Annotated in this window: 22 protein-coding genes; 12 read left to right on the forward strand and 10 right to left on the reverse strand. The window is 71.2% G+C overall.

Annotated elements, in window-relative coordinates:
- Positions 1–86 precede the first annotated feature (86 nt).
- The gene (locus JOM49_RS30780; protein WP_209667676.1) at positions 87–377 is read right to left on the reverse strand and encodes a Dabb family protein; all 291 of its coding nucleotides are present in this window, start codon (positions 375–377) and stop codon (positions 87–89) included.
- A gap of 96 nt (positions 378–473) precedes the next feature.
- On the opposite strand from JOM49_RS30780, the gene JOM49_RS30785 reads away from it, so the two are divergent.
- Positions 474–785: a hypothetical protein gene (locus JOM49_RS30785; RefSeq protein ID WP_209667677.1), complete on the forward strand. Its 312-nt coding sequence runs from the start codon at positions 474–476 to the stop codon at positions 783–785.
- On the opposite strand, the gene JOM49_RS30790 is transcribed toward JOM49_RS30785, so the two are convergent.
- Positions 767–1,732, reverse strand: coding sequence for a phosphotransferase (locus JOM49_RS30790; protein WP_209667678.1), 966 nt, complete (start codon positions 1,730–1,732; stop codon positions 767–769). The two genes, JOM49_RS30785 and JOM49_RS30790, sit on opposite strands and share 19 nt — an antisense overlap.
- A gap of 97 nt (positions 1,733–1,829) precedes the next feature.
- Between JOM49_RS30790 and JOM49_RS30795 the strand changes: the two genes are divergently transcribed.
- The 7 genes from JOM49_RS30795 (at position 1,830) to JOM49_RS30825 (ending at position 8,188) form a co-directional block, all read left to right on the forward strand.
- Positions 1,830–2,576, forward strand: a complete 747-nt coding sequence (locus tag JOM49_RS30795; RefSeq protein WP_209667679.1) for a ZIP family metal transporter — start codon at positions 1,830–1,832, stop codon at positions 2,574–2,576.
- Positions 2,577–2,618: 42 nt separating this feature from the next.
- The gene (locus JOM49_RS30800) at positions 2,619–3,728 is read left to right on the forward strand and encodes a PrnB family protein (RefSeq protein ID WP_209667680.1); all 1,110 of its coding nucleotides are present in this window, start codon (positions 2,619–2,621) and stop codon (positions 3,726–3,728) included.
- A gap of 391 nt (positions 3,729–4,119) precedes the next feature.
- Positions 4,120–5,481: an ATP-binding protein gene (locus JOM49_RS30805; protein ID WP_209667681.1), complete on the forward strand. Its 1,362-nt coding sequence runs from the start codon at positions 4,120–4,122 to the stop codon at positions 5,479–5,481.
- Positions 5,482–5,549: 68 nt separating this feature from the next.
- Positions 5,550–5,966 carry a roadblock/LC7 domain-containing protein gene (locus JOM49_RS30810; RefSeq protein ID WP_209667682.1) on the forward strand — a complete coding sequence of 139 codons (417 nt, stop codon included), beginning with the start codon at positions 5,550–5,552 and terminating at the stop codon, positions 5,964–5,966.
- Complete coding sequence (locus tag JOM49_RS30815) at positions 5,963–6,322, forward strand: DUF742 domain-containing protein (protein WP_209667683.1); 360 nt, start codon at positions 5,963–5,965, stop codon at positions 6,320–6,322. The genes JOM49_RS30810 and JOM49_RS30815 overlap by 4 nt, the downstream gene beginning before the upstream one ends.
- Positions 6,323–6,344: 22 nt before the next feature.
- Positions 6,345–6,926: a GTP-binding protein gene (locus JOM49_RS30820; protein ID WP_282773333.1), complete on the forward strand. Its 582-nt coding sequence runs from the start codon at positions 6,345–6,347 to the stop codon at positions 6,924–6,926.
- The gene (locus JOM49_RS30825) at positions 6,923–8,188 is read left to right on the forward strand and encodes a cytochrome P450 (RefSeq protein WP_209667685.1); all 1,266 of its coding nucleotides are present in this window, start codon (positions 6,923–6,925) and stop codon (positions 8,186–8,188) included. Before JOM49_RS30820 ends, JOM49_RS30825 begins: the two co-directional genes overlap by 4 nt.
- Positions 8,189–8,240: 52 nt before the next feature.
- On the opposite strand, the gene JOM49_RS30830 is transcribed toward JOM49_RS30825, so the two are convergent.
- Positions 8,241–10,442, reverse strand: a complete 2,202-nt coding sequence (locus tag JOM49_RS30830; protein ID WP_245369531.1) for a helicase domain-containing protein — start codon at positions 10,440–10,442, stop codon at positions 8,241–8,243.
- Between the two features lie 594 nt (positions 10,443–11,036).
- The gene (locus tag JOM49_RS30835; RefSeq protein ID WP_209667686.1) at positions 11,037–12,254 is read right to left on the reverse strand and encodes a cytochrome P450; all 1,218 of its coding nucleotides are present in this window, start codon (positions 12,252–12,254) and stop codon (positions 11,037–11,039) included.
- Between the two features lie 224 nt (positions 12,255–12,478).
- Here JOM49_RS30835 and JOM49_RS30840 point away from each other — a divergent pair, with 224 nt between their 5' ends.
- Positions 12,479–12,880 carry a VOC family protein gene (locus JOM49_RS30840; protein WP_209667687.1) on the forward strand — a complete coding sequence of 134 codons (402 nt, stop codon included), beginning with the start codon at positions 12,479–12,481 and terminating at the stop codon, positions 12,878–12,880.
- Here the strand turns inward: JOM49_RS30840 and JOM49_RS30845 are convergent.
- A complete protein-coding gene (locus JOM49_RS30845) occupies positions 12,867–13,328 on the reverse strand; it encodes an NUDIX hydrolase (protein ID WP_209667688.1) in 462 nt (153 codons plus the stop codon). The two genes, JOM49_RS30840 and JOM49_RS30845, sit on opposite strands and share 14 nt — an antisense overlap.
- A gap of 23 nt (positions 13,329–13,351) precedes the next feature.
- On the opposite strand from JOM49_RS30845, the gene JOM49_RS30850 reads away from it, so the two are divergent.
- The gene (locus tag JOM49_RS30850) at positions 13,352–14,563 is read left to right on the forward strand and encodes a PucR family transcriptional regulator (protein ID WP_209667689.1); all 1,212 of its coding nucleotides are present in this window, start codon (positions 13,352–13,354) and stop codon (positions 14,561–14,563) included.
- On the opposite strand, the gene JOM49_RS30855 is transcribed toward JOM49_RS30850, so the two are convergent.
- Together JOM49_RS30855 and JOM49_RS30860 are read right to left on the reverse strand one after the other, a co-directional pair.
- Positions 14,532–15,386, reverse strand: coding sequence for an SGNH/GDSL hydrolase family protein (locus JOM49_RS30855; RefSeq protein WP_245369532.1), 855 nt, complete (start codon positions 15,384–15,386; stop codon positions 14,532–14,534). The genes JOM49_RS30850 and JOM49_RS30855 overlap by 32 nt on opposite strands.
- Before the next feature lie 105 nt (positions 15,387–15,491).
- Entirely contained in the window at positions 15,492–16,082 is a 591-nt protein-coding gene (locus JOM49_RS30860; protein ID WP_209667690.1) for a TetR/AcrR family transcriptional regulator, read from the reverse strand.
- Between the two features lie 87 nt (positions 16,083–16,169).
- On the opposite strand from JOM49_RS30860, the gene JOM49_RS30865 reads away from it, so the two are divergent.
- Both JOM49_RS30865 and JOM49_RS30870 read left to right on the forward strand, forming a co-directional pair.
- Positions 16,170–17,903 (forward strand): ABC transporter ATP-binding protein, encoded by a 1,734-nt coding sequence (locus JOM49_RS30865; RefSeq protein ID WP_209667691.1) that lies wholly within the window; start codon positions 16,170–16,172, stop codon positions 17,901–17,903.
- Positions 17,900–19,750: an ABC transporter ATP-binding protein gene (locus JOM49_RS30870; RefSeq protein WP_209667692.1), complete on the forward strand. Its 1,851-nt coding sequence runs from the start codon at positions 17,900–17,902 to the stop codon at positions 19,748–19,750. The genes JOM49_RS30865 and JOM49_RS30870 overlap by 4 nt, the downstream gene beginning before the upstream one ends.
- Before the next feature lie 10 nt (positions 19,751–19,760).
- Here the strand turns inward: JOM49_RS30870 and JOM49_RS30875 are convergent, their stop codons facing one another.
- The 3 genes from JOM49_RS30875 to JOM49_RS30885 form a co-directional block, all read right to left on the reverse strand.
- On the reverse strand, positions 19,761–20,342 hold the full coding sequence (locus JOM49_RS30875) for a dihydrofolate reductase family protein (protein ID WP_209667693.1): 582 nt from the start codon (positions 20,340–20,342) through the stop codon (positions 19,761–19,763).
- A gap of 64 nt (positions 20,343–20,406) precedes the next feature.
- Complete coding sequence (locus tag JOM49_RS30880; protein ID WP_209671799.1) at positions 20,407–21,228, reverse strand: helix-turn-helix domain-containing protein; 822 nt, start codon at positions 21,226–21,228, stop codon at positions 20,407–20,409.
- A gap of 86 nt (positions 21,229–21,314) precedes the next feature.
- Complete coding sequence (locus JOM49_RS30885; protein ID WP_209667694.1) at positions 21,315–21,884, reverse strand: TetR/AcrR family transcriptional regulator; 570 nt, start codon at positions 21,882–21,884, stop codon at positions 21,315–21,317.
- Between the last annotated feature and the right edge of the window lie 25 nt (positions 21,885–21,909).

The following is a 21,909-nucleotide window of genomic DNA, read 5'->3' on the forward strand; positions in this document are numbered from 1 at the left end:
CTCGGCGCCGGCGTCGGCTGGCGCCTGTGGCAGTCACGCTAGGTGAGGCCCGCGGGCCCGCGCTTCTCGATTCCTGATCAGTCCGGTCACAGTGGCGCGTAGTCGATCTCGAGGAAGTCCTCGACCTCGGGCACCCAGCGCTGCGCGACGAAGGCGGTGTGCACGGGGTGCTCGTTGTAGGCGGTGTAGGCGGCCTGGTCGGCGAACTCCATCGAGAAACCGAACCGGAAGTCGTTCTTGGCGCTGGTCTGGCGCAGCTGCTCGAACTTCTCCACGCCGGGGATGTCACCGAGGGCGAGCGCGGCGGTCAGGAACTCGCGCTCCTCGGCCGAGCCGGGGGCGTGGCGGAGCCGGAACGCGACGGTGTGGCGGATCATGACGCAGAGCCTAGCCCGCGCGGGCGGCGGTGTTGCCGGTGCGGCCGAGAGCAAACCTGAGGACTTCCCGGCCCGGTTCCGCACTACGGTCAAGGCATGCGCCTGCTGCTCGCTCCTTCCGGTCCGGACCTGGCCGATCCCGACGACTGCACCCGCTTCCACGTCGAGGTGAGCGCGGACCTCGCCGGTGACCGGCTCCGCGGCCTGCTCGCCGAGCACGACCTCGGCAAGCTCGACGAGGACGGCGACCACCTCTTCGTCGCCACCGGCGCCCTGCGGGCCCTGGCGGGCGACCGCGTCGGCGACGACTGGGCCACCCGGTTCGACGGCATGCTCTCCTACGCCGCCTCGAAGGGCTGGCTCGACCAGTCGGGCACCCACGTCCGCGCTCACATCGAGCGGACCTGATCGAGCCGCGCCACGATCTCCGCCAGTTCCGTCCAGGCCAGTTCCTTGTCCTCGGACCGGCTGTGCGGCGCCCGGAACCACGTGACGTAGGTGGCGACCTCGTCGAGGTCCCAGCGCAGGCGGTAGCACGCCAGCGCGTCCGGGTCCGGCCGGTGACCGGTCAGCCCGGCATACCGCTCGAGTTCCGCCTCGGTGGCGAAGGCGAGGTCGCGCTCGGGCACCGCGAGCCCCACGGTGTCCCAGTCGAGCAGCAGCCGGGACTCCCCGGACCACAGCACGTTCCCGGGGTGCGGTTCGCCGTGCGTCACCACCCGATCGGGGCTCAAGCGCGCGATCCGGTGGTCGAGTTCGGCCAGCCGCCCCCGGAGTCCGGGTGCGTGTCCGGCCAGCAGTGCCCGCGCCGGTTCGGCGTACGGCCCGCCCGTCCACGCGCGGTCCAGTTCTCCGAGTGAGGCTTCCAGCCGTGCCCGCGACGCGAGGTCCGGGTCGAGCACCGGCACCCGCGACGGCGGCTCGACGCCGTGCAGTTCGGCGAGCAGATCGACCACCGAGCCGCGTGCTTCCTCCCCGAACTCGCCGGAAACCCCGTCCAGGAAGGGGAAAACGCTCACCGCGTACCGCTCCCCCGCCGGCCGCAGCGTCTCGCCGCCCGGTGTGCGCGCCGGGGCTACCACGAACGCCAGGCCACGTTCTTCGCGCAGGCTCCACGCGGTGTCCATGGCCTGCCCGAGACCGTCGCGGGCCGCGGTCGCATCCGGTCCACAGTGGACCTTGTGCGCCAGGTCGGCCAGTGTGACGAACCAGCGCCGCCCCGCCGCGCCGGTGGCGATCCAGTGGTAGTCGCCGAAACCGACCGCCGCGTAGTCGAGCGCGGCCACCTCGATGTCCCAGTCGCGCAGTACCGCACGCAGGTCCCGTTCGCCGACTCCGTCCGGAAGATCCTTCATGTCGCGAAGCTAACCCGTCCGGTGTCGCGCGGCCCAGCGATTTCCCCGGTGGCCGAGTACGGTTTTCCGGAGGAACTCGTTGAGAGGAGCGGGAAAGGTGGAACTGCTCGCCGCCGGCGGCTGGGGCCTGCTGGCCGGGTCGGCACTGCTGCTCGGCGCCCTGCTCGGGTACCTGGCCCGCATCCCGGCCGGGATCGTCGCCTCGATCATGGCCTTCGGCAGCGGGGTGCTGCTCTCGGCGGTCTCGTTCGAACTGATCGCCGAGGCCCACGAACGCGGCGGTCTCCTGGCCACCGCGATCGGCGCGCTGGCCGGCGCGGTCATCTACACGCTGGCGAACGTGGTGCTGGCACGCCGCGGCGCCCGGCACCGCAAGCGCTCCGGTGACCAGCAGCCCAGCGAAACCGAACAGTCCGGTTCGGGCACGGCGATCGCGCTGGGCGCGCTGCTCGACGGCGTGCCGGAGTCCATGGTGATCGGCACGAGCCTGCTCGGCGGCGGTTCGGTCAGCACGGTCACCGTGCTCGCGGTGTTCATCAGCAACGTGCCCGAAGGCCTGTCGAGCGCTTCCGGTATGCGGCGCGCCGGGCGGGGCGCCAAGTACGTTTTCGCGCTGTGGGCCGGGATCGCGGTGATCAGCGCGGGCGCGGCGATGGTCGGCTACGGCCTGCTCGGCGGGGTCCCCGGTCCGGTGCTGGCCGCGATCACCGCGCTGGCCGGCGGCGCGATCCTGGCGATGATCGCCGACACGATGATCCCCGAAGCCTTCGCGGACGCGCACCTGTGGATCGGCCTGATCACCGTAGCGGGCTTCCTCACCGCGTTCGCCGTCTCACACCTCTGAAACCAGCTGCCCCTGCCCGCCGGCGGCTCATAGCATCGGGCCATGGCACTCGGCGACTACGACATCAGCGAAGAACGGGGTTTCCTGCCCGCGGTGGATCCGCTGGACGCGCTGCCGCCGTACTTCGAGCCGTGGGAGGCCGCCGCGCGGGACATCGGCGCCCTGCTGATGACCGGGCGGCTGCGCGAAACCGTCGCCGCGCTGCCCGAGTTGTCGCCGGAGCGGCTGGCCACCCCGGCCGAACGCGAGCGCGCGATGCTGCTGCTCACCGGCCTCGCCGGCGCACACGTCCACGCGAGCGACCCACCCGCGACCAGCGTCCCGGCCGTGCTCGCGCGCCCGTTGCACCGCCTGGCCACCGCGCTGGACCGGCCGCCGATCATCGCGCACGCCTCGATCGTGCTCGCGAACTGGCGCCGCCTCGACCCGGCCCGGCCGCTGGGCACGGACAACATCGACACGCAGCTCACCTTCCTCGGTGGCGTCGACGAGAAGTGGTTCTACCTGGCGACCGCGGGTGTCGAACTGGCCGGTGCGCCCGGGCTGAAGCTCCTCACCGAGGCGCAGGGAGCCGCCGCCGAGAACGACGCCGAGCGGCTGACCACCTGCCTCGAGTCGCTGCGGGAGGTGCTCGACCGGACCACCCGCGCCTTCCTGGACATCGAACGCTGGTGCGATCCGCACGTGTTCTACCACCGGGTCCGGCGGTTCCTCTCCGGCTGGTCCGGCGTCACGCTCGAAGGCACCGGCACGCCCCCGCTGACGCTGGCCGGTGGCAGTGCCGCGCAGAGCTCGCTGATCCAGGCCTTCGACGCCGGGCTCGGCATCACCCACGACGACCCGCTCACCGCGGACTTCCTCGGCCTGATGCGCCGGTCCATGCCGCGGGCGCACCGGCGCTTCCTGCGCGAGCTGGATACCGGCCCGTCCGTGCGCGCCCGCGCCTCGGCGGCCGGGCACCCAGCGCTGACCGAGGCCTACGACGCCGCCGTGCGGGCGCTGACCGAGCTGCGGGGGCAGCACATCGGCCTCACCGGCCGGTACATCACCCGCTTCGAACGTGGCGCGGGCAAGGGCACCGGTGGCAGCGACTTCGTGCCCTTGCTGCGCCGAGCCCGCGAGGAAACCGCCGCGCGCCGCCTGCGCCGTTGATCATCCACTTCGGACTGATAAGTACACGGAACACCTCGCGCCGGTGAATGCGGCGGGTAATGACCCATTCATCGCATTGTGCGGTTCGCCGTTTTCGGATACGCGCAGCGAGCTCGGCCCCGCGTTCTCCCTCGATCAGGTACTTCACAATTTCACTCGGATAGCCCAAGGAAAAAGTGGCGCCCCACCCGGTCTGGCCCCGGTGACGGCGGAGTACTACCATCCCTGACCTGTCAGCCCGGCCCGCCGTGGACAAGCGTGGAGAAGCACCATTTTCCGCATTCCGCGCGAGCCCGCGCCGACGGCTGAACAATGTGGTCCGACCGGAAAGAGAATTGACGAACTCCGGCGCGAAACCCGCCGGCCGCCACGAACGACGAGGACCTGAGCTATGTCGGAACAGCTGCCCGTCCGTCCCAGCGCGGAGCGGGGACCGGGCCAAGCGGCGCTCATCGCGCTGGCCGCCGCCGTGGTGGTCGCCGGGCTGTGGTTGTGGGTGGTGCTGGTGCTCCCGGCCGACGGGCGCGGGCCGGTCGTCACCCTCGCCGTGCTCACCGGGCTGGCGCTGTGCGCGGCCGCCTTCGTCGCGGTCCTGCGCACCGGGCAGCTCGAGCGGACGCGGAGCGAGATCCAGGCCGCCCGCACCACCGTCGACGCCCACGACGCCGAACTGGCCAAGCTGGCCGAGCACACCCTGCCCGCCGCCGTGGCGATGCTGCGCGACGGCGCGTCCGCGGACACCGTGTTCGCCGAGATCCCCCGTCCGCCGGGAGAGCACCACGCGCGGCTGCTGCGCGCGATGGTGTGGGAGATCAGCATCGGCGAACGGCGGCGGGCCGCGGCCACGGCCGCGTGCGCGAACGCCGCCGGCCGGGTGCAGGCGCTGGCCACCAGCATGATGGCCAACCTGCGCGAGCTGGAGAACCGGGCTTCCGAGGATTTACTGGGCGAGCTGATGGTGCTCGACCACAGCACCGCGCAGACCGGCAGGCTCGCGGACAGCATCGCGGTGCTCACCGGCGCCCGCTCCGGGCGCCGCTGGACCAAGCCGATCGTGATGGAGAGCGTGCTGCGCGGCGCGATGGGCCGGATCGGCGCGTACCAGCGCGTCCGGGTGCACTCGACGAGCACCGCGGCGGTCGCCGGGTACGCGGCCGAGGACGTGATGCACGCGCTGGCCGAGCTGATGGACAACGGCACCCGGTTCTCCGCGCCGTCGGAGGAGGTCCACGTCTACGTCGAGGATTTGCACAACGGCGTGGTGGTGACCATCGAGGACGGCGGCCTCGGCATGAAACCGCAGGCGCTGCTCCGGGCCGAGGCGGCGGTGGCCACCACCAAGCCGCTCGACCTGACCGCGCTCACCGGCACCCGGCTCGGCCTGGCCGTGGTCGGCTGCCTGGCCCGCAAGCACGACCTGCACGTGTTCTTCCGGCCGTCCTCGCGCGGCGGCACCGGCGTGGTGCTGCGCATCCCGAACCAGCTGATCACCCAGGCCCGCCAGGACCCGATCGAACTGACCCCGCGCCGGCAGCCCCCGCGCGAACTGCCCGAGCCCGCGACCGTCGGCGCGCCCGTGATCGAGCAGGCCGAGAGCGCCGGTCTGCCCAAGCGGCCGCGCGGGCAGACACTGGCCGCTTCCCGGCCCTCCCCCGCCCCGCGCGCCGACACCCCCCGGCCGCGGACGGACTCCGGTTCCCGCTTCGGTGCCTACCAGGCGGGCCGGGCGCGCAAACCGGACACCGACCGGTGATCCCCGCCCGAGCCGTCCACCCCCGATGAGCAGATGGGAGCGCGGGGCAGTTCCTGCCCTGAACCTCGATGAACACGACTGATCCGAGCCTCGAGTGGCTGCTGGAGAACCTGGTGCGCAACACCCCCGGCGCCCGCCACGCGCTGGTGCTGTCCAGGGACGGGCTCAAGCTCTGCCACACCCCCGCACTCGGCGTCGACCAGGCCGACCAGCTGGCCGCGATCGCCGCCGGGGTGCAGTCGCTGTGCTACGGCGCTTCGGCGGAGTTCGGCGACGGCACCGGCGGCGTGCGCAATTCGATGACCGAGTTCCACGGCGGGCTGCTGTTCATCGTCGACGCCGGTGAGGGCGCCCACCTCGCGGTGATCGCCGCCGAGGACGCCGACGTCGGCCTCATCGGGCACAACATGGACGAACTCGTCGAGCAGATCGGCGCGTACCTGACCGCACCGCCGCGCCATGCGCAGCCCAGCGCGCTGACATGACGCGCGGGCCACTCGAGGACGAGAACCCGGATCGGCTGTACACCGTCACGGGCGGGCGCAGCCGGGCCGAGGAGATCGACCTCGACCTGGTCACGCTGATCGTCAGCGAAACCGAACCGTACCCCGGCATGCAGTCCGAGCACGCGCGGATCCTGCAGCTGGGCCGTCACCCGACCTCGGTGGTCGAACTGGCCTCGGAACTCGGGCTGCCGGTCAGCGTGGTCCGCATCCTGGTGGCCGACCTGCTGCGCGCCGGCCGCGTCTCCGCCCGCCACCCCACCGCCGTCGGCCCCGGGACCGATCTGCCCGAGCTGGAATTCCTGAAGAAGGTGCTCGTTGGACTCCGCAATCTCTGACCCGGCCACCGCTGTCCCGCCCATCCGGACCCCGCTGCGTGGGTCGGCGTCCCACGGGCTGAAGATCGTCGTGGTCGGCGGCTTCGGGGTCGGCAAGACCACGATGGTCCGCTCGGTCAGCGAGATCCGGCCGCTGAGCACCGAGGAGACGATGACCCAGGCCGGGGCGGGCGTGGACTTCAACTCGGGCGCGCCGGGCAAGTCCACCACCACGGTGGCCTTCGACTTCGGCCGGATCAGCCTGGACGAGAAGATGGTGCTCTACCTGTTCGGCGCGCCCGGCCAGGAACGGTTCTGGTTCCTGTGGGACCGGCTGTTCACCGGCACGCTCGGCGCGGTGGTTTTGGTGGACACCCGGCGGCTGGCCGACTCGTGGTACGCCATCGACCGCCTCGAACACCACGGCACGCCGTTCATCGTGGCGCGCAACAACTTCGGCCCGCCGGCGCACGACCTCGACGACGTGCGCGAGGCGCTGTCGCTGCCCGGCGAGGTCCCGCTGATCGACTGCGACGCGCGGCGGCGGGAGTCCTCGAAGCAGGTCCTGATCGCCCTCGTCGACCACCTCTACGCACTGACCGCTGCCCGGGAGACCACACGATGACCGAGTTCCGCCACGCCGCCGATCCCGCCTGGCCCGGGGAACGGGTCCGGCTCTACGGGCCGGAGTTCAACCACGACCCCGGCGCGCTCTACGCCGCCATCCGCGAGGAGTACGGCCCGGTGGCGCCGATCCTGCTCGACGGCGACATCCCGGCGTGGTTCGTCTCCGGCTACCGCGAGATGCACCGGATCACCAGTGATTCGCAGTTGTTCGCCAGGGACACGCGCCGCTGGAACGAATGGGACCGCGTCCCGGCCGACTGGCCGCTGCTGCCGTACGTGGCGCACAACCCGTCGGTGATGTTCACCGAAGGGCCCGAGCACCGCCGCCGCGCGGGCGCGATCAGCGACGCGCTCGCCGCGGTGGACCAGTTCGAGCTGGGCGCGCACTGCGAGCGGATCGCCGACCGGCTGGTGGACGCGTTCGCCGGCACCGGTGAGGCGGACCTGGTCACGCAGTACGCGCTGCGCATCCCGCTGCTGGCGGTGGCGAAGATGTACGGCATGCCGGAGGCGGAGACCCCGGCGCTGGTGCGTGACGTGGCGATCTCGCTGGACGTCGGGCCGGACGCGATGAACGCGCACCTGCGGGTGCAGTCGGCGATGCGCGCGCTGGTGGCGCACAAACGCGACTTCCCCGGCGCGGACGTCCCGTCGCAACTGCTGCGGTCGGGGTTGTCGGAGGAGGAGATCGTCCAGGACCTGCTCGTGGTGACCGCGGCCGCGCAGCAGCCGACGGCGAACTGGATCGGCAACACCATCCGGCTGATGCTGACCGACCTCCGGTTCGCGATGACCCTGTCCGGCGGGCGCGGCAGCGTCGGGCAGGCGCTCAACGAGGTGCTGTGGCACGACACGCCGACGCAGAACTTCATCGGCCGCTTCGCCACCCGTGACACGCAGCTGGGCGGGCAGCGGGTGCGCGCGGGCGACCTGCTGGTGATGGGCCTGGCCGCGGCGAACTCGGATCCGCTGGTGCGCCAGGAAGTCACCCCGGGTTCGCTGGGCAACCACGCGCACATGTCGTTCGGCCACGGGGAGCACGGGTGCCCGTACCCGGCGCCGGAGGTGGCCGAGGTGATCGCCAGGACCACCATCGAGGTGCTGCTCGACCGGCTGCCGGACCTCGCGCTGGCGGTACCCGCCGAGGCGCTGGTGTGGCGGCCGTCGGTGTGGATGCGCGGGCTGGAGAGCCTGCCCGTCAGCTTCACCCCGACCTACGTGGCCGGCGACCTGGGTTCGGCGACCACCGGCGCCTGGTGAGCGGCCGGGGCGGCCTTCTCCACCCGGCGCGGGGCGAAGAAGGCCGCCCGGCTCACCTGGTCGTGGTGACCCGGTCGGCCAGGCCGGTGAGGTAGGCGGGCAGCGGTTCGGTGTGCAGGACGCCGAGCCGCTGCGTCGGCCGGGTCAGTGCGACGTAGAGTTCCGAGGCGCCCGCGAAGCGCTGGGGATCGACCAGGAGCACGGCGTCGAACTCCAGGCCCTTGGTCTGCATCGGGGTCAGCACCGGGCCCTCCAGCGCCAGCCCCGGCGGGGCGATGACCGCGACCGAGCCCTCGCCCGCCCCGAGTTCGCGGCGGGCCGCGGCCACCGCTTCGGCCAGCTCCTCCGGGGCGACCCGCTGCGCCCACGGCCGGATCCCGTTGCTGCGCACCGATTCCGGGACCTCCAGCGTGGGGTCCACTTCGGCCAGTGCGCCCGCGGCGACCGCCATGATCTCGGCGGGCGTGCGGTAGTTGACGGTGAGCCGCCGGTAGAGCCACCGGTCCTGGACGTAGGGCGCCAGCGGTTCCGCCCAGGAGCGCGCGCCCGCCGCCGACTGCCGCTGCGCGAGGTCGCCGACGACGGTGAACGAGCGGCGCGGGCAGCGGCGCATCAGCACCCGCCAGTCCATTGCGGACAGTTCCTGCGCCTCGTCGACCACGACGTGCCCGTAGGTCCATTCGCGATCTTCGGCGGCGCGTTCGGCCAGGTCTCGCTCGTCGCGTTCCTCGGCCCGCTCGGCCAGGCGCTCGGCGTCGACCACATCGGACGCGACGAGTTCGAAGTCGTCGACCTCGTCCGCTCGGTCCAGTTCCATCAGCCCCAGCACCTCGCGGGCGTACTCGGCACTGGCCCGGCGGCGCCGTTCCGCGCGGCGTTCCGCCGATCGGTCGACACCCAGGAATTCGACCGCCTCGTCGAGCAGCGGCGCGTCCGAGATCGTCCAGGCGTCGCCTTGCGGTCGGAACAAGGCTTCCCGTTCGTCTGGGGAAAGCAGGCCCTTCGCGGCCTCCAGCCGTTCGCGGGAACCGAAGAAGTCCGCCAGCAATTTCTGCGGGGTCAGCTCCGGCCACAGCTCGTCCACCGCGGCCGCGAGGTCCAGGCTGCCCGCGAGTTCCCGGCGCACGTCGTCGAGGAGATCGGCCCGGAGCGCACGATCCTCAGCGGTGAGCCACCCTTCGCCGATCTGCCGCACCGCGGCCTCCGCGAGCCCGGCGATCAGGGCGCGGTGGAAAACGGACCTGGCTTCGTTGTGCGGCAACCCGCCCGCCCTGGCCAGTCCCCTTGCCCGGCCCGCGATCCCGGCGTCGAGCGGCACCGTCACGTCGTCGAGTTCGATGCCGATCGGCTCCTCCGGCACGCGCTGGCGGTCCGCGACGGCGGCAGCCAGCACGTCGACCATGAGCGCCGAGCCCTTGACCCGCTCGGCCTCCGCCGACGGTTCGCGCGCCGTGGTGGTCACGCCGGGGAACAGCTCGCCCGGCGTGGCGAACACGACGTCGGTCTCCCCCAGCGACGGGAGCACTTCCCCGATGTAGCGCAGGAAGCCCGGGTTGGGGCCGACGATCAGCACGCCGCTGCGGGACAGCCGTTCGCGGCGCGTGTAGAGCAGGTAGGCGACGCGGTGCAGCGCGACCGCGGTCTTCCCGGTGCCGGCCGCGCCCTGGATGACCACCACGCCCTGGTGGTCGAGCCGGATGATCTCGTCCTGCTCGGCCTGGATGGTGGCGACGATGTCGCGCATGGTCTCTTCGCGTGGCGCGTCGAGCGCGGCGAGCAGCGCGGTGTCCCCGTTCTGGTCGCCGCCGTCCAGTTCGTCGTCGTGGAAGTCCAGGACCTCGCGGCCGCGGGTGTGGAAGTGCCTGCGGCGGCGGACACCCTCCGGGGTGGCCGCGGTGGCGCAGTAGAACGGCCGCGCGGCCGGGGCCCGCCAGTCCAGCAGCAGTGGTTCGTAGTCCGCTTCCTCGTCGAACAGGCCGATGCGGCCGATGTGCTGATGCCCGCCGTCGAGGTGGTCCAGGCGGCCGAAGCAGAGCCCGTGGTCCGCCACGCGCAGGCCGCTGACCCGCCCGGCGACCGCGTTGAACGCCACTTCCCGCTGCCACCGCGCCTCGTTGTCGGCGTCCGAGCTGTCCCGGAGCACGTGCGTCAGCTCGCCGGTGGCTTCGCCGCGTTCGGTCGCGAGCCGCCGGTACAGGAACGCGATGTATTCGCGTTCGGCCCGCAATTCGGCGGCGTGCCTCGCGTTTGACAAAGCTCCCCCTTGCCCTTTATACTGAAGTTGTAGGAATGGCCACATTCCTTCTTCTCGGCATTCGCCGAACCTCCAGTATCGCCCCCGTGTCAAGCGCGCGCGAACTATTCCCTCCCCAACATCCCCAGCCTCCCCACGCCCAGGCACCCGAGTCACACACTCAAGCACCCGAGTTGCACACTCGGGTAGCCGAACCCCACCTTCACGTAGCCGAGTTCCACATTCGGGCACCTGAATCCCACACTCGGGCAGGCGGGTTCCACACTCGTGGCCCGGAAGCCTCGGTGATCGGGAGGGTCAGACACCGCCCGAGCGGGGAGTCAGGCCTCCCGGATGTGTGGCACTCGGCTTCCGAACGCGGGGTTCGGCTTCGTCAACGTGGGTTTCAGGTTCCCGAATGTCGCACTCGGCTTCCCTAACGCGGGGTTCGACTTCCTGAACGTGGGTTTCAGGTTCGCGAGTGTGGGGTTCGGCTGCCCGAACGTGGGGTTGGGGTTCCTGAACGTGGGGTTCGGCTTTCTCAACGTGGGTTTCGGGTTCCCGAATGTCGCACTCGGCTTCCTGAACGTGGGGTTCGGGGTTTGAACGTGGGGGTTAGGGGGTTGGGGTGAAGCGGACTTGTAGTGAGGCTGGGCCTCTGGTGAAGACGCCTTCTTCGGTATGGGGGCCGTGCTCGTCGAAGCGGACGTCCGGCATCGCGTCCAGCAGTTGGTTCATGCCGACCTCCACCTCGGTTTTCGCCAGCAAAGCGCCCACGCAGAAGTGGCGGCCCAGCGCGAACGACAGGTGGCTCGCCGCCGCCGAGAAGGCCGTCTGGGTCGGCAGGTCGGTGCGGAAGATGTCGAACCGGTCCGGGTCGGCGAACCGGCGGGGGTCGCGGTTCGCCGCGCCGATCAGGCAGGTGATGGTGCTGCCCGCCGGGATGACACCGCCGCCGAGTTCGATGTCCTCGGCGGGCTGGCGCATGATCATGTGCACCGGCGGGGTGTAGCGCAGGGTTTCGGCGAACGCCTTCGGGATCAGGCTCCGGTCCGCCCGCACCGCGGCGAGCTGGTCCGGGTGCTCCAGCAGGTTCTTGAAGATGCTCGCGATGGCCTTGTCCGTGGTCTCGCCGCCGGCCGCGAGCAGCAGGCTGCAGAACGCCTTGATGTCCTCGTCGCTCATCTTCGTGCCGTCGACCTCGGCCGCGCACAGGGTCGAGAGCAGGTCGTCGCCGAGGTTTTCCCGGCGCCGCTGGATCACCGGGATCATGTACTCGGCGAACTCCGCGCGCGTGCGCATGCCGTCGGCGGCGATTTCCGGGTCCTGGCCCAGGTTGCCGAGGAAGGCGATGATCGAGGTGTACCAGCGCTGGAACCGGTCGTGGTCCGCGGGATCGAGCCCGAGCATGTCGACGATCACGCCGATCGGGAACCGGCGGGCGAATTCGGTGACCAGGTCGGCGGAACCGCGGTCGCGGAAAGCGTCGATCAGCCGCCGCGCGTTCGCTTCGATGACCGGGCGGAACTTGTGCTCCAGTTCGCTGCCGCGGAACGCCGGGGCGATCAGCGCCCGGCGGGTCGCGTGCTCACGCCCGCTCAGCTGCAGGATCGTCCTGCCGTGCACCGGTTCCAGTTGCCAGTCGTAGTTGCCGGTGGTGAAGACCGGTTCCTTGAACGCCCGCTCGACGTCCTCGTACCGCGAAACGATGTAGCTCTCCATGGCCTCGTGCCAGATCAGCGGCCGTTCTTCCAGCATGATCCGGTAGGCCGCGTACGGATTCGCGGCGAATTCGGCGGAAAGGATGTCCGGCGCTTCACGGGCCGTAGTCATGACACTCCTCGTGCGGGCGGTGGATGGGGCCAGCCAGGCTAGCGACGCCGCCCCCATTTCCCCCGCGCCCGGGTGAAAAACCGACCGAATGCCGTAACGGCGGTTTTTCGCTGACAGATCAGTCCGCGAAGAATGGGCCCCGCTGTCGTTACCGGATCGAGCGTTGTCCACGCCCGCGCTGATCTGCGAGTATGGCGCCCCGTTGGCGAACAGAGGAGCACCTGATGCCCAGTCGGCTCAACCCCTATCTCAGCTTCGACGGTACCGCCAGAGAGGCGATGCAGTTCTACCGCGAAGTGTTCGGCGGCGCACTGACGCTGAACACGTTCGGTGAGTTCGGCGCCCCGGAAGGCCCCGACGCGGACAAGATCATGCACGCCCTGCTGGAGGCCCCGAACGGGTTCGCGCTGATGGGTGCCGACACCCCGGAAGGCATGGAATACAAGCCGGGAACGAACATCTCGATAAGCCTCAGCGGCGACGATTCCGCCGAGTTGCACGGCTACTGGGAAAAGCTCTCCGCCGGTGGCACGGTCTCGGTCCCGCTGGAGAAGCAGATGTGGGGCGACGAGTTCGGCGCCTGCGAAGACCGTTTCGGCACCCAGTGGATGGTCAACATCGGCTAGGTCCCTCGATCGACGTCGTGTGACGGGCGATGGCGGCGTCCAGCGGGCTCATGCCCTCCGGGACCGGGGCCGCCGGGTCCCACCAGCGGAAGTCGAGTGCTTCCTCGCTGGGTTCCGGGCGGGGTCGCTCCGGCGGCGCCAGCCGGTAGACCGCCCCGTACTCCCGCCGGACCGGGGCCACCAGTGCGAATTCGGCCACCGTGGCGAACTCGGCCGCGGTGGCCCGGATCCCGGTCTCCTCCGCCAGTTCGCGCAACGCGGCTTCCGCCGGCGACTCCCCCGGTTCGAGCATGCCGCCGGGCAGTTCCCACGTCCGCCGGAACGCGTTCAGCATCATCAGCACCAGCCCGCCGGATTCGACCACCACGAGCGCGAGCGGCAGGGGCCGTAGCCGTAGATCGCCGTGGAATCCGAGCAGCGCGTTCCCGGCTTCATCGCGTACCAGCACCTCGGCGAGCCTAGGCTGTTGTGATGGGTAACAAGACCGCTCCGCTCGTCGTCGGGGGCAGGCCGCTGCACGAACGGCTGACCGAGGGGCTGGCCGCGTACACCGGGATGGTGCTCGCCGCGGTCACCGCGCGCGTGCCCGCCTACCGCCTGCTGCCCGCCGAGGAACTGAGCGGCGACATCACCAAGGTCATCGAGCAGAACCTGCGGTCGTTCACCGCGGTGCTGCGCACCCGCGCCCTGCCCGCCCAGGCCGAACTCGACTTCCTGCGCGAGTCGGCGGCCCGCCGGGCGGAGGAGGGCATCCCGATCGACATCGTGCTCACCGCCTACCACATCGGCATCCAGGTGGTCTGGGAGTCGCTGACCGGCGAAGTGCGCCCGGCCGAGGTGGACGACGTGATGGCGGTGAACGCGCTGGCGCTGCGTTACCTGGAACTGGTCACGCCCGCGGTCGGCGCCGGGTACCTCGACGAGCGCCAGGCGGTCTTCGACGACGAGCGGTCCGCGCGGCACACGCTGCTTTCGGCGCTGCTCGACGGCACGCCCCCGGTCGCCGGCGGCCTGCGGCTGCCGCCCGGGTACGCCGTGCTGGCCCTGGAAATCGGGGCGCACGCCGACGAATCCGCCGACGGGGTCGATCCGATGGTCGCGGGCCGCCGCAAGCTCCGGCGGCTGCGCGTAGAACTCGAACGGCAGATCCGCGATCCGGTGCTGTCCTCGCTCACGCCCGAGGGCGGAATCGCGCTCGTCCCGGACACGTCCACTCCGGACTGGCCCCGGCTCACGCGGATCCTCGCCGACGTCAGCCGGGCGGCGGGCGCCGAGATCACCGCGGGGGCGGCCGCCGCCGAACCGGCGGACGTCCCCGCGGCGGCCACGCTCGCCAGGGAAGTGCTCCGGGTGGCCCGGACTTCCGGCCGGGCGCCCGGGCTCTACCAGCTCGACGACGTGCTGCTGGAGTACCAGATGTCACGCCCGGGCGCCGCGCTCGACCGGCTGTCGGCGATGCTCGCGCCCCTGTCCGGCAACGGCGAACTGGTGCGCACCCTGGAGACCTATCTGCGGCACGGCAGCCGGCGGCCGACCGCGACCGAGTTGCACGTCCACCCGAACACCGTCGACTACCGGCTCCGCCGGATCACCGGGCTGACCGGCCTCGATCCCACCCGGGTCAGCGATGTCGCCCTACTCCGAGCCGCCCTCACCGCCTCTCGTCAGTCGCCGCCGTGGTGACGGCGTCGGCGAAGGCGGCCATGCCGCGGGCGTTCGGGTGCAGCGGCGCGGCCACGTTGACCGGGATCAAGCCTTCGAGGTAGCGGTCCTTCGGCGCGGCGCAGATGTCGTGCCCCACGGTCACTTCGGCGAAGTCGACGAACTCGGCGCCACGCGCCTCGGCCGCGTCCCTGGCCACCGCGCTGACCTTGTCCATCACGCCCTGCAGGTAGTTCGCGTCACGCGCCCACACCGGCTGGACCGGGTAGCAGCCGTTGTGCCGGATGTAGGTGCCGTAGCCGGTGACCACGACCTTCGCCTCCGGCGCCCGGCGCGCCACCTCGTCGAGTGCGGCGCCGAACTCGGGCGCCCACGCTTCGACGGCCTCCCCGATCGTGTCCTCACCCCCCGCGGTGAGCCGGTCCGCGCACGACAGCCCGACCGGTTCGGGCAGCAGGTTGATGCAGCTGAGCGCGTGCTGGAAGAGGCCGGAATCGTTGGCACCGATGGTGATCGTCACCAGGTCGGTGTCCTCGCTCAACGCGTCGAACTGCGGCGCCAGCACCCCGAGGCGCGGTGACGCCAGGTCGTCGGTGGTCGCGCCCGAGCAGGTCACGTCGGTCAGCCGCGCGCCGAGGGCCTCGGCCACGAGCGCCGGGTAGTCGCGGTCCGAGCGCAGGCACAGCAGGTTGGGGTCCTGGTCCGGGATGAGCGGCCCGGCCGCGGCCGAATCGCCGAGCGCGACGTACTCCAGTTCTTCCGCCGCCTGCGCGGGTACCGCCGCCACCCCCGTCAGTGCCGCTGCCGCCGCGAGCCCCGCCGTCATCCGCTTGACCACTGCCATCCCGACCTCCGAAACGCCGTTGTTTGCTCACCATCCTGCGGGCGGCACGGCTCGGCGGCGGTGGGAATCTCTCCAGAGTCCCCGGCCGGTATTTGTGATCGGTCACTAACGGGCGAGGCCACGCAGCAACGGCACGAAGATGTCGTCGACGATTTCGCCGATCCGCTCCTCGCTGAGCTGCCTGCCGTAGATCACCGCGTCGGCGCGGATCAGGTCCAGCGGCACGGAGAGCACGCCGGGGCTCAGCCGCGGCTCGGCGAGCTCACCGCGCTCGACCGCGCGCCGGATCAGCGCCTCGAAGGCGAGCCCGGGCCCGGCCTTGGCGATCTGCTTGCGCAGCAGGGCGAACACCTCGGGATCGCGGAAGGTCTCGGTGGCCAGACCGGCCAGCAGGTCCGGCGCGCAGTCCTCGAACCGGCGCAGGGACCGGCGGAGCATCTCCTTCAGGTCGCCGGGGAGGGTGCCGGTGTCCGGCAGTTCGAACGAGTCCGGGAGCCGCTGCCGCCAGGCGGCCAGCACCAGCTCGGCGCGCCCGGCCCACCGGCGGTAGAGCACCGGTTTGCTGGTCCCGGCCCTGGCGGCCACCGCCTCCATGGTGAGCTTGGCGTACCCGACCTCCAGCAGCTCCGCCCACACCGCCTCGAAGATCGCCTGCTCGAGGTGTTCCCCCCGGCGGCGCGACCTCGGCTCTGCCACAGCGCCCCTTTTATCCCGGTTGCGTTCCTGGACGCGCACTGTAGCCTGGCGCGGTTAGATACGGAACGTTTCTTCTGGGGGTTTCGGGTGCTGAGTCGTCTCCTGCGCGGTCACCTGCGGCCGTACCGGCGCGAGCTGGGCGGGTTGGTGCTGCTGCAGTTGTTCGGCACCATGGGGTCGCTGTACCTGCCCAGCCTCAACGCCGACATCATCGACCAGGGCGTGGCCACCGGCGACACCGGGTACATCCTGCGCACCGGCGGCTGGATGCTGGCGGTCACCCTGGTGCAGATCGTCTGCTCGACCGGCGCGGTCTACCTCGGCGCCCGGGTGGCGATGAGCTTCGGCCGGGACGTGCGCGCCGCGCTGTTCCACCGGGCGGGCCGGTTCTCCGCCAGGGAGGTCGCCGGGTTCGGCGCCGCCTCGCTGATCACCCGCAACACCAACGACGTGCAGCAGGTGCAGATGCTGGTGGTGGTGGCCTGCACGATGCTGGTCACCGCGCCGATCACCTCCGTCGGCGGCATCGTGCTGGCGATCCGCGAGGACGCCGGGCTGTCGTGGCTGATGCTGGTCGCGGTGCCGGTGCTGCTGATCGCGATGGGCCTGATCATCGTCCGCATGGTGCCGCGCTTCCGCGTCATGCAGGACCGCATCGACACGGTGAACCGGGTACTGCGCGAGCAGCTGTCCGGCATCCGCGTGGTCCGCGCGTTCGTCCGTGAACCGGTGGAGACGCGGCGGTTCGCCGAGGCGAACGGCGCGCTGACCGACACCGCGTTGCGCGTGGGCCGGTTGCAGGCGCTGCTGTTCCCGATCGTGATGCTGGTGCTCAACGCCTCCAGCGTGGCCGTGGTCTGGTTCGGCGCGCACCGGATAGCCGAGGGGCACCTCCAGGTCGGCGCCATGGTCGCCTTCCTCAGCTACCTGATGCTGATCCTGACCGCGGTGATGATGGTGACCTTCATCGCCACGATGATCCCGCGCGCGTCGGTCTGCGCCGAGCGGATCGTCGAAGTGCTGGAGACCGATTCCTCCGTGCTGCCACCGGAAAACCCGGTGCACGAGGTGCGCACGCACGGCGAGGTGGAGTTCCGCGACGTCGAACTGCGTTACCCCGGCGCCGCCGATCCGGTGCTGCGCGGGGTTTCCTTCCGCGCGGAGGCCGGGAAGACCACGGCGATCGTCGGCAGCACGGGTGCCGGGAAGACCACGCTGATGTCGCTGATCCCGCGCCTGCTCGACGTCACCGGCGGCACCCTCCTGGTGGACGGCGTCGACGTGCGGCAGCTCGACCCCGCCCTGCTGCGCGGCCGGATCGGCCTGGTGCCGCAGCGGCCGTACCTGTTCACCGGCACGGTGGCGAGCAACCTGCGCTACGGCAAGCCCGACGCCACCGACGAAGAACTGTGGGAGGCGCTGGAAGTCGCGCAGGCCCGCGAGTTCGTCGAAGCGATGAAGGGCGGGCTCGACGCGCCGATCACCCAGGGCGGCACGAACGTCTCCGGCGGGCAGCGCCAGCGGCTTTCGATCGCCCGCGCGCTGGTGCGCAAGCCGGAGATCTACCTGTTCGACGACTCCTTCTCCGCGCTCGACCTGGCCACCGACGCCGCCCTGCGCACCGCGTTGCGCCCGCACACCGCCGACGCCGCGGTCATCGTGGTCGCCCAGCGGGTGTCCACTGTGCTCGATGCCGAGCAGATCCTGGTGCTGGAGAACGGTTCGGTGGTCGGCCGCGGCACGCACACCGAACTGCTCGACAGCTGCCCCACCTACCTCGAGATCGTCCAGTCCCAGCTGACCCCGGAGCCCGCGGCATGAGCGCCCCCACCACGACCCGCGCACCTCAGCCGCAGGGCGGCTCGCTGTTCGGCCGCGCGCCGGCCATGGGCGCGCCCGGCAGCAAGGCCGAGAACTTCACCGCCTCGGCGAAGCGCCTGCTCGGGCGGCTGCGCGGGGAACGCCCGCTGCTGCTGGTGATCATCGCGCTCGGCGTCGCCAGCGTCGCGTTGTCGGTGGCCGGGCCGAAGGTGCTCGGGCACGCCACGGACGTGGTGATCGCCGGGGTGCAGCGCGGCGCGCTGGACTTCGCCGCGCTCGGCCAGGTGCTCGGCTGGGTGCTCGGCCTCTACCTGGCGTCGTCGGTGTTCGCGCTGGCGCAGGGGCGGCTGCTCAACAACGTGGTGCAGCGCTTCGTCTTCCGGCTGCGTGCCGAGATCGAGGACAAGCTGCACCGGCTGCCGCTGCGGTACTACGACCGGCAGCCGCGCGGCGAGCTGCTCAGCCGCGTCACCAACGACATCGACAACATCGCGCAGACCCTGCTGCAGACGCTGAGCCAGCTGCTGTCCGCGGTGCTGACCGTGCTCGGCGTGCTGGTGATGATGCTGGTCATCTCCCCGCTGCTGGCGCTGGTCGCGCTGCTCGCGGTACCGCTGTCCATCGTGATCACCCGGGTGATCGGCAAGCGGTCGCAGAAGCTGTTCATCGCGCAGTGGAAGGACACCGGGGCGCTCAACGCGCAGATCGAGGAGACCTTCTCCGGGCACGAGCTGGTCACCGCGTTCGGCCGCCGCGCGGAGGTGGAGGAAGAGTTCCGCGACCGCAACGAAAAGCTCTTCGGCGCCAGCCTCGGCGCGCAGTTCGTCTCCGGCATCATCATGCCGTCGATGATGTTCCTGTCGAACCTGAGCTACCTCGCGCTCGCGGTGATCGGCGGGCTCCGGGTGACCACCGGCGCGATGACCATCGGTGACGTGCAGGCGTTCCTGCAGTACTCGCGCCAGTTCTCCCAGCCGCTGACGCAGGCGGCGTCGATGGCGAACCTGCTGCAGTCCGGCGTGGCGTCGGCGGAGCGGGTGTTCGAACTGCTCGACGCCGAGGAGCAGGAGCCCGACCCGGCCGAGCCGGAGCGTCCCGCGCAGCGGCGGGGACGTGTCGAGTTCGAGCGGGTGGGTTTCCGGTACGAGCCGGACACCCCGCTGATCGAGGACCTGTCGCTGGTCGCGGAACCGGGGCAGACCGTGGCCGTGGTCGGGCCGACCGGCGCGGGCAAGACCACGCTGGTGAACCTGATCATGCGGTTCTACGAGCTGGACGCGGGCCGGATCACCCTCGACCACACCGACATCACCCGGTTCGACCGGGCCGGGCTGCGCGGGCAGATCGGCATGGTGCTGCAGGACACCTGGCTGTTCGGCGGCACCATCCGCGACAACATCGCCTACGGCAAACCGGGGGCCACCGAGGAGGAGATCCAGGCGGCGGCGAAGGCGACCTTCGTCGACCGGTTCGTGCGCAGCCTGCCCGAGGGCTACGACACGGTGATCGACGACGACGGCACGAACATCAGCGCCGGGGAGAAGCAGCTGCTGACCATCGCGCGGGCGTTCCTGGCCGACCCGTCGCTGCTGATCCTGGACGAGGCGACCAGCTCGGTGGACACGCGCACCGAGTCGTTGGTGCAGCACGCGATGGCGGCGCTGCGGTCGAACCGCACCAGCTTCGTCATCGCGCACCGCCTGTCCACCATCCGCGACGCCGACCTGATCCTGGTGATGGAAGCGGGCCGCATCGTCGAACAGGGCACGCACGCCGGGCTGCTCGCCGCCGAAGGCGCCTACCACCGCCTCTACGCCGCCCAGTTCCGCCGGCCGGCGACGGATTAGGCGCTGTCCGTCAGCGGCGCACCCGATAACGCAGGTGCAGCACCCGGTCGCCCTGGACCACCAGGTCGGGATTCTCCAGCAGGTGCTGCGCGTCGACCGAGCCGAAGTAGCGCTTGCCGGAACCGAACACCACGGGGACGACGTCCATGCGCACCTCGTCGACCAGGCCCGCGGCCAGCGCCTGGCCACCGACGTCGCCGGCGGCGATCTCGACCAGGCGGTCGCCCGCGAGCTCCTGCGCCTTGGCCACGGCTGCCTCGACGCCGTCGACGAAGTGGAACGGCGCTTCGGGGTCCCAGCCCTCGGGCGCCGGCCGGTGCGTCACGACGACCACGTGGTCGATCCCGCCCGGCGGCTTCCCGTCCCAGCCGTCCGTCATGTCGAAGACGTGGCGGCCGGCGACGGTAACCCCGATCTGGTCCCAGTACGCCCGGGTGTAGTCGTAGGAGCTCTGCGACACCTTCACTTCGCCGCTCTCGTCCAGCGGGACGTCACCGCCGACCAACCAGTCGAACAGCGGTCCTGGCTGGTCGTGCTCGTCCGCGACGAAACCGTCCACCGACACCGAGCTGTACATGACCACCTTGCCCACGGGGCTCTCCTCTGCTTGGGGTGCCCCAAATTAGCGTGTCGTGCGCGGCCGCTCTTGTAAGAAATCAATCGGCGGGCAGCGGCCAGCCGTCCAGCGCGTGGCCGGGGTGCTCGCGCAGGAACCGCCGCCGGACTTCGAGGTACCGGGTCGGTGTGAGCCCGGTGAACGCCCGGAACTCGTGGCCGAAGTGGGCCTGGTCGAAGTAGCCGGCGCTCCCGGCGAGGCCGCCCCAGTCGATCGGCCCGGCGGGGTCGATCGCGAACACGGTGGCGGTGAAGCGGTGGGTGCGGGCCAGCCGCTTCGGCGTGACGCCGATGACCTCCTTGAAGCGCTGTGCCAGATGGGTGCTGCTGACACCGGCTGCCACGCTCAGCTCGCCGATCGCCACCGCCCCGCCGGTCGCCGCGATGACACCGCTCGTGTGGCGGACCAGGCCCAGGCCGGCGGTCTCACCCAGCCGTCGCATCAGTTCCTCTTCGAGCAGCGTCAGCATCTCGTGCGGTCCGCCCGCCGTGGCCAGCCGGTCTCGCAGCCCGGCGACGGCGGGCCTGCCCCAGACCTGCTCCAGCGTCACCGGGCGGTCACACAGCTCGGCCGCGGGCATCGGCAGGAACGGCGCCAGCCCCCATGGTTTGACGTGCACGCCGACGGACCGGGTCGGGTGCGGGTAACCGAACTCGAACGCCCGGGTGGGCATGGTGACCACGCAGCCGTCGGCGTACTCGGCCGTCTCGATGCCGGTGCCGGCGCGGATGCGGAACGGCGCCCCGAGGTTGACGATGAGCAGCGCCGACGGCGTCGGCGGCAGCGTCAGCCGGGCGTACGGCGGCACCCCTTCCAGGTAGTAGAGGTCGTCGATCAGCCCGTCCAGCGGCGGTCGCGGCACTCTGGACACGTATTCCACGCGCACAGCATCGCCGATACCGAGCACGGGAGGCGGCACCGACACCACCGGAACAGGTTCGCGACGAGCTAGCCGAGCGCGGTCATCGCGGACTTCAGTGCGTCCAGTTCTTCTCGGGCGACCACGGCGAAGTCCTCGTCGGCGGGTAGTTCGACCCAGCGGGCGTAGGCGTTGCGGAAGGCGAGGCCGCCGAGTTCGGCGGCCAGGCTCGCCGCCGGGTCCGGGACGCCGCGGTCCCGCAGGGCACCGGTCATCGCCTCGGCGAGGCTGGCGAGCTTGAGCAGTTCGCGTTCCCGGAGTTCGCTGTTGCCCGCGATGACCGCTTGGCGCTGCTTGCCCCACGCGCGCCGTTCCGGGCCGAAGGTGGGGGCCAGCGCGTCGAACACCGCGACGACCGCCTCGATCGGTGAGGCCGCGGCGGGCGCGCCGGTGATCGCGTCGGCGAACAGGCGCCTCAGCTCGTCCCGGCCGAACAGCACTTCCCGCTTGTCCGAGAAGTGCCGGAAGAACGTGCTCTTCGTCAGGCCGGCGCGCTCGGCGATCTCCGCCACCGTGGTGCTCTCGTAACCCCGCTGAACGAACAGCTCCATCGCGGCGCGTTCCAGCCGCTCACGCGCGTTCGGTTTCCACCGGCCCATCGGCGCAGTCTACGTGACGGGACTT

The organism is Amycolatopsis magusensis (assembly GCF_017875555.1).
In the GTDB taxonomy this organism is placed as follows: domain Bacteria; phylum Actinomycetota; class Actinomycetes; order Mycobacteriales; family Pseudonocardiaceae; genus Amycolatopsis; species Amycolatopsis magusensis.

Coding starts and splice junctions, on each gene's coding strand:
- JOM49_RS30885 (WP_209667694.1), bottom strand. CDS start 21,884: ATGGGCCGGTGGAAACCGAACGCGCGTGAGCGGCTGGAACGCGCCGCG.
- JOM49_RS30870 (WP_209667692.1), top strand. CDS start 17,900: ATGAGCGCCCCCACCACGACCCGCGCACCTCAGCCGCAGGGCGGCTCG.
- JOM49_RS30780 (WP_209667676.1), bottom strand. CDS start 377: ATGATCCGCCACACCGTCGCGTTCCGGCTCCGCCACGCCCCCGGCTCG.
- JOM49_RS30815 (WP_209667683.1), top strand. CDS start 5,963: ATGACGCGCGGGCCACTCGAGGACGAGAACCCGGATCGGCTGTACACC.
- JOM49_RS30825 (WP_209667685.1), top strand. CDS start 6,923: ATGACCGAGTTCCGCCACGCCGCCGATCCCGCCTGGCCCGGGGAACGG.
- JOM49_RS30850 (WP_209667689.1), top strand. CDS start 13,352: ATGGGTAACAAGACCGCTCCGCTCGTCGTCGGGGGCAGGCCGCTGCAC.
- JOM49_RS30855 (WP_245369532.1), bottom strand. CDS start 15,386: ATGGCAGTGGTCAAGCGGATGACGGCGGGGCTCGCGGCGGCAGCGGCA.
- JOM49_RS30840 (WP_209667687.1), top strand. CDS start 12,479: ATGCCCAGTCGGCTCAACCCCTATCTCAGCTTCGACGGTACCGCCAGA.
- JOM49_RS30785 (WP_209667677.1), top strand. CDS start 474: ATGCGCCTGCTGCTCGCTCCTTCCGGTCCGGACCTGGCCGATCCCGAC.
- JOM49_RS30805 (WP_209667681.1), top strand. CDS start 4,120: ATGTCGGAACAGCTGCCCGTCCGTCCCAGCGCGGAGCGGGGACCGGGC.
- JOM49_RS30800 (WP_209667680.1), top strand. CDS start 2,619: ATGGCACTCGGCGACTACGACATCAGCGAAGAACGGGGTTTCCTGCCC.
- JOM49_RS30810 (WP_209667682.1), top strand. CDS start 5,550: ATGAACACGACTGATCCGAGCCTCGAGTGGCTGCTGGAGAACCTGGTG.
- JOM49_RS30835 (WP_209667686.1), bottom strand. CDS start 12,254: ATGACTACGGCCCGTGAAGCGCCGGACATCCTTTCCGCCGAATTCGCC.
- JOM49_RS30790 (WP_209667678.1), bottom strand. CDS start 1,732: ATGAAGGATCTTCCGGACGGAGTCGGCGAACGGGACCTGCGTGCGGTA.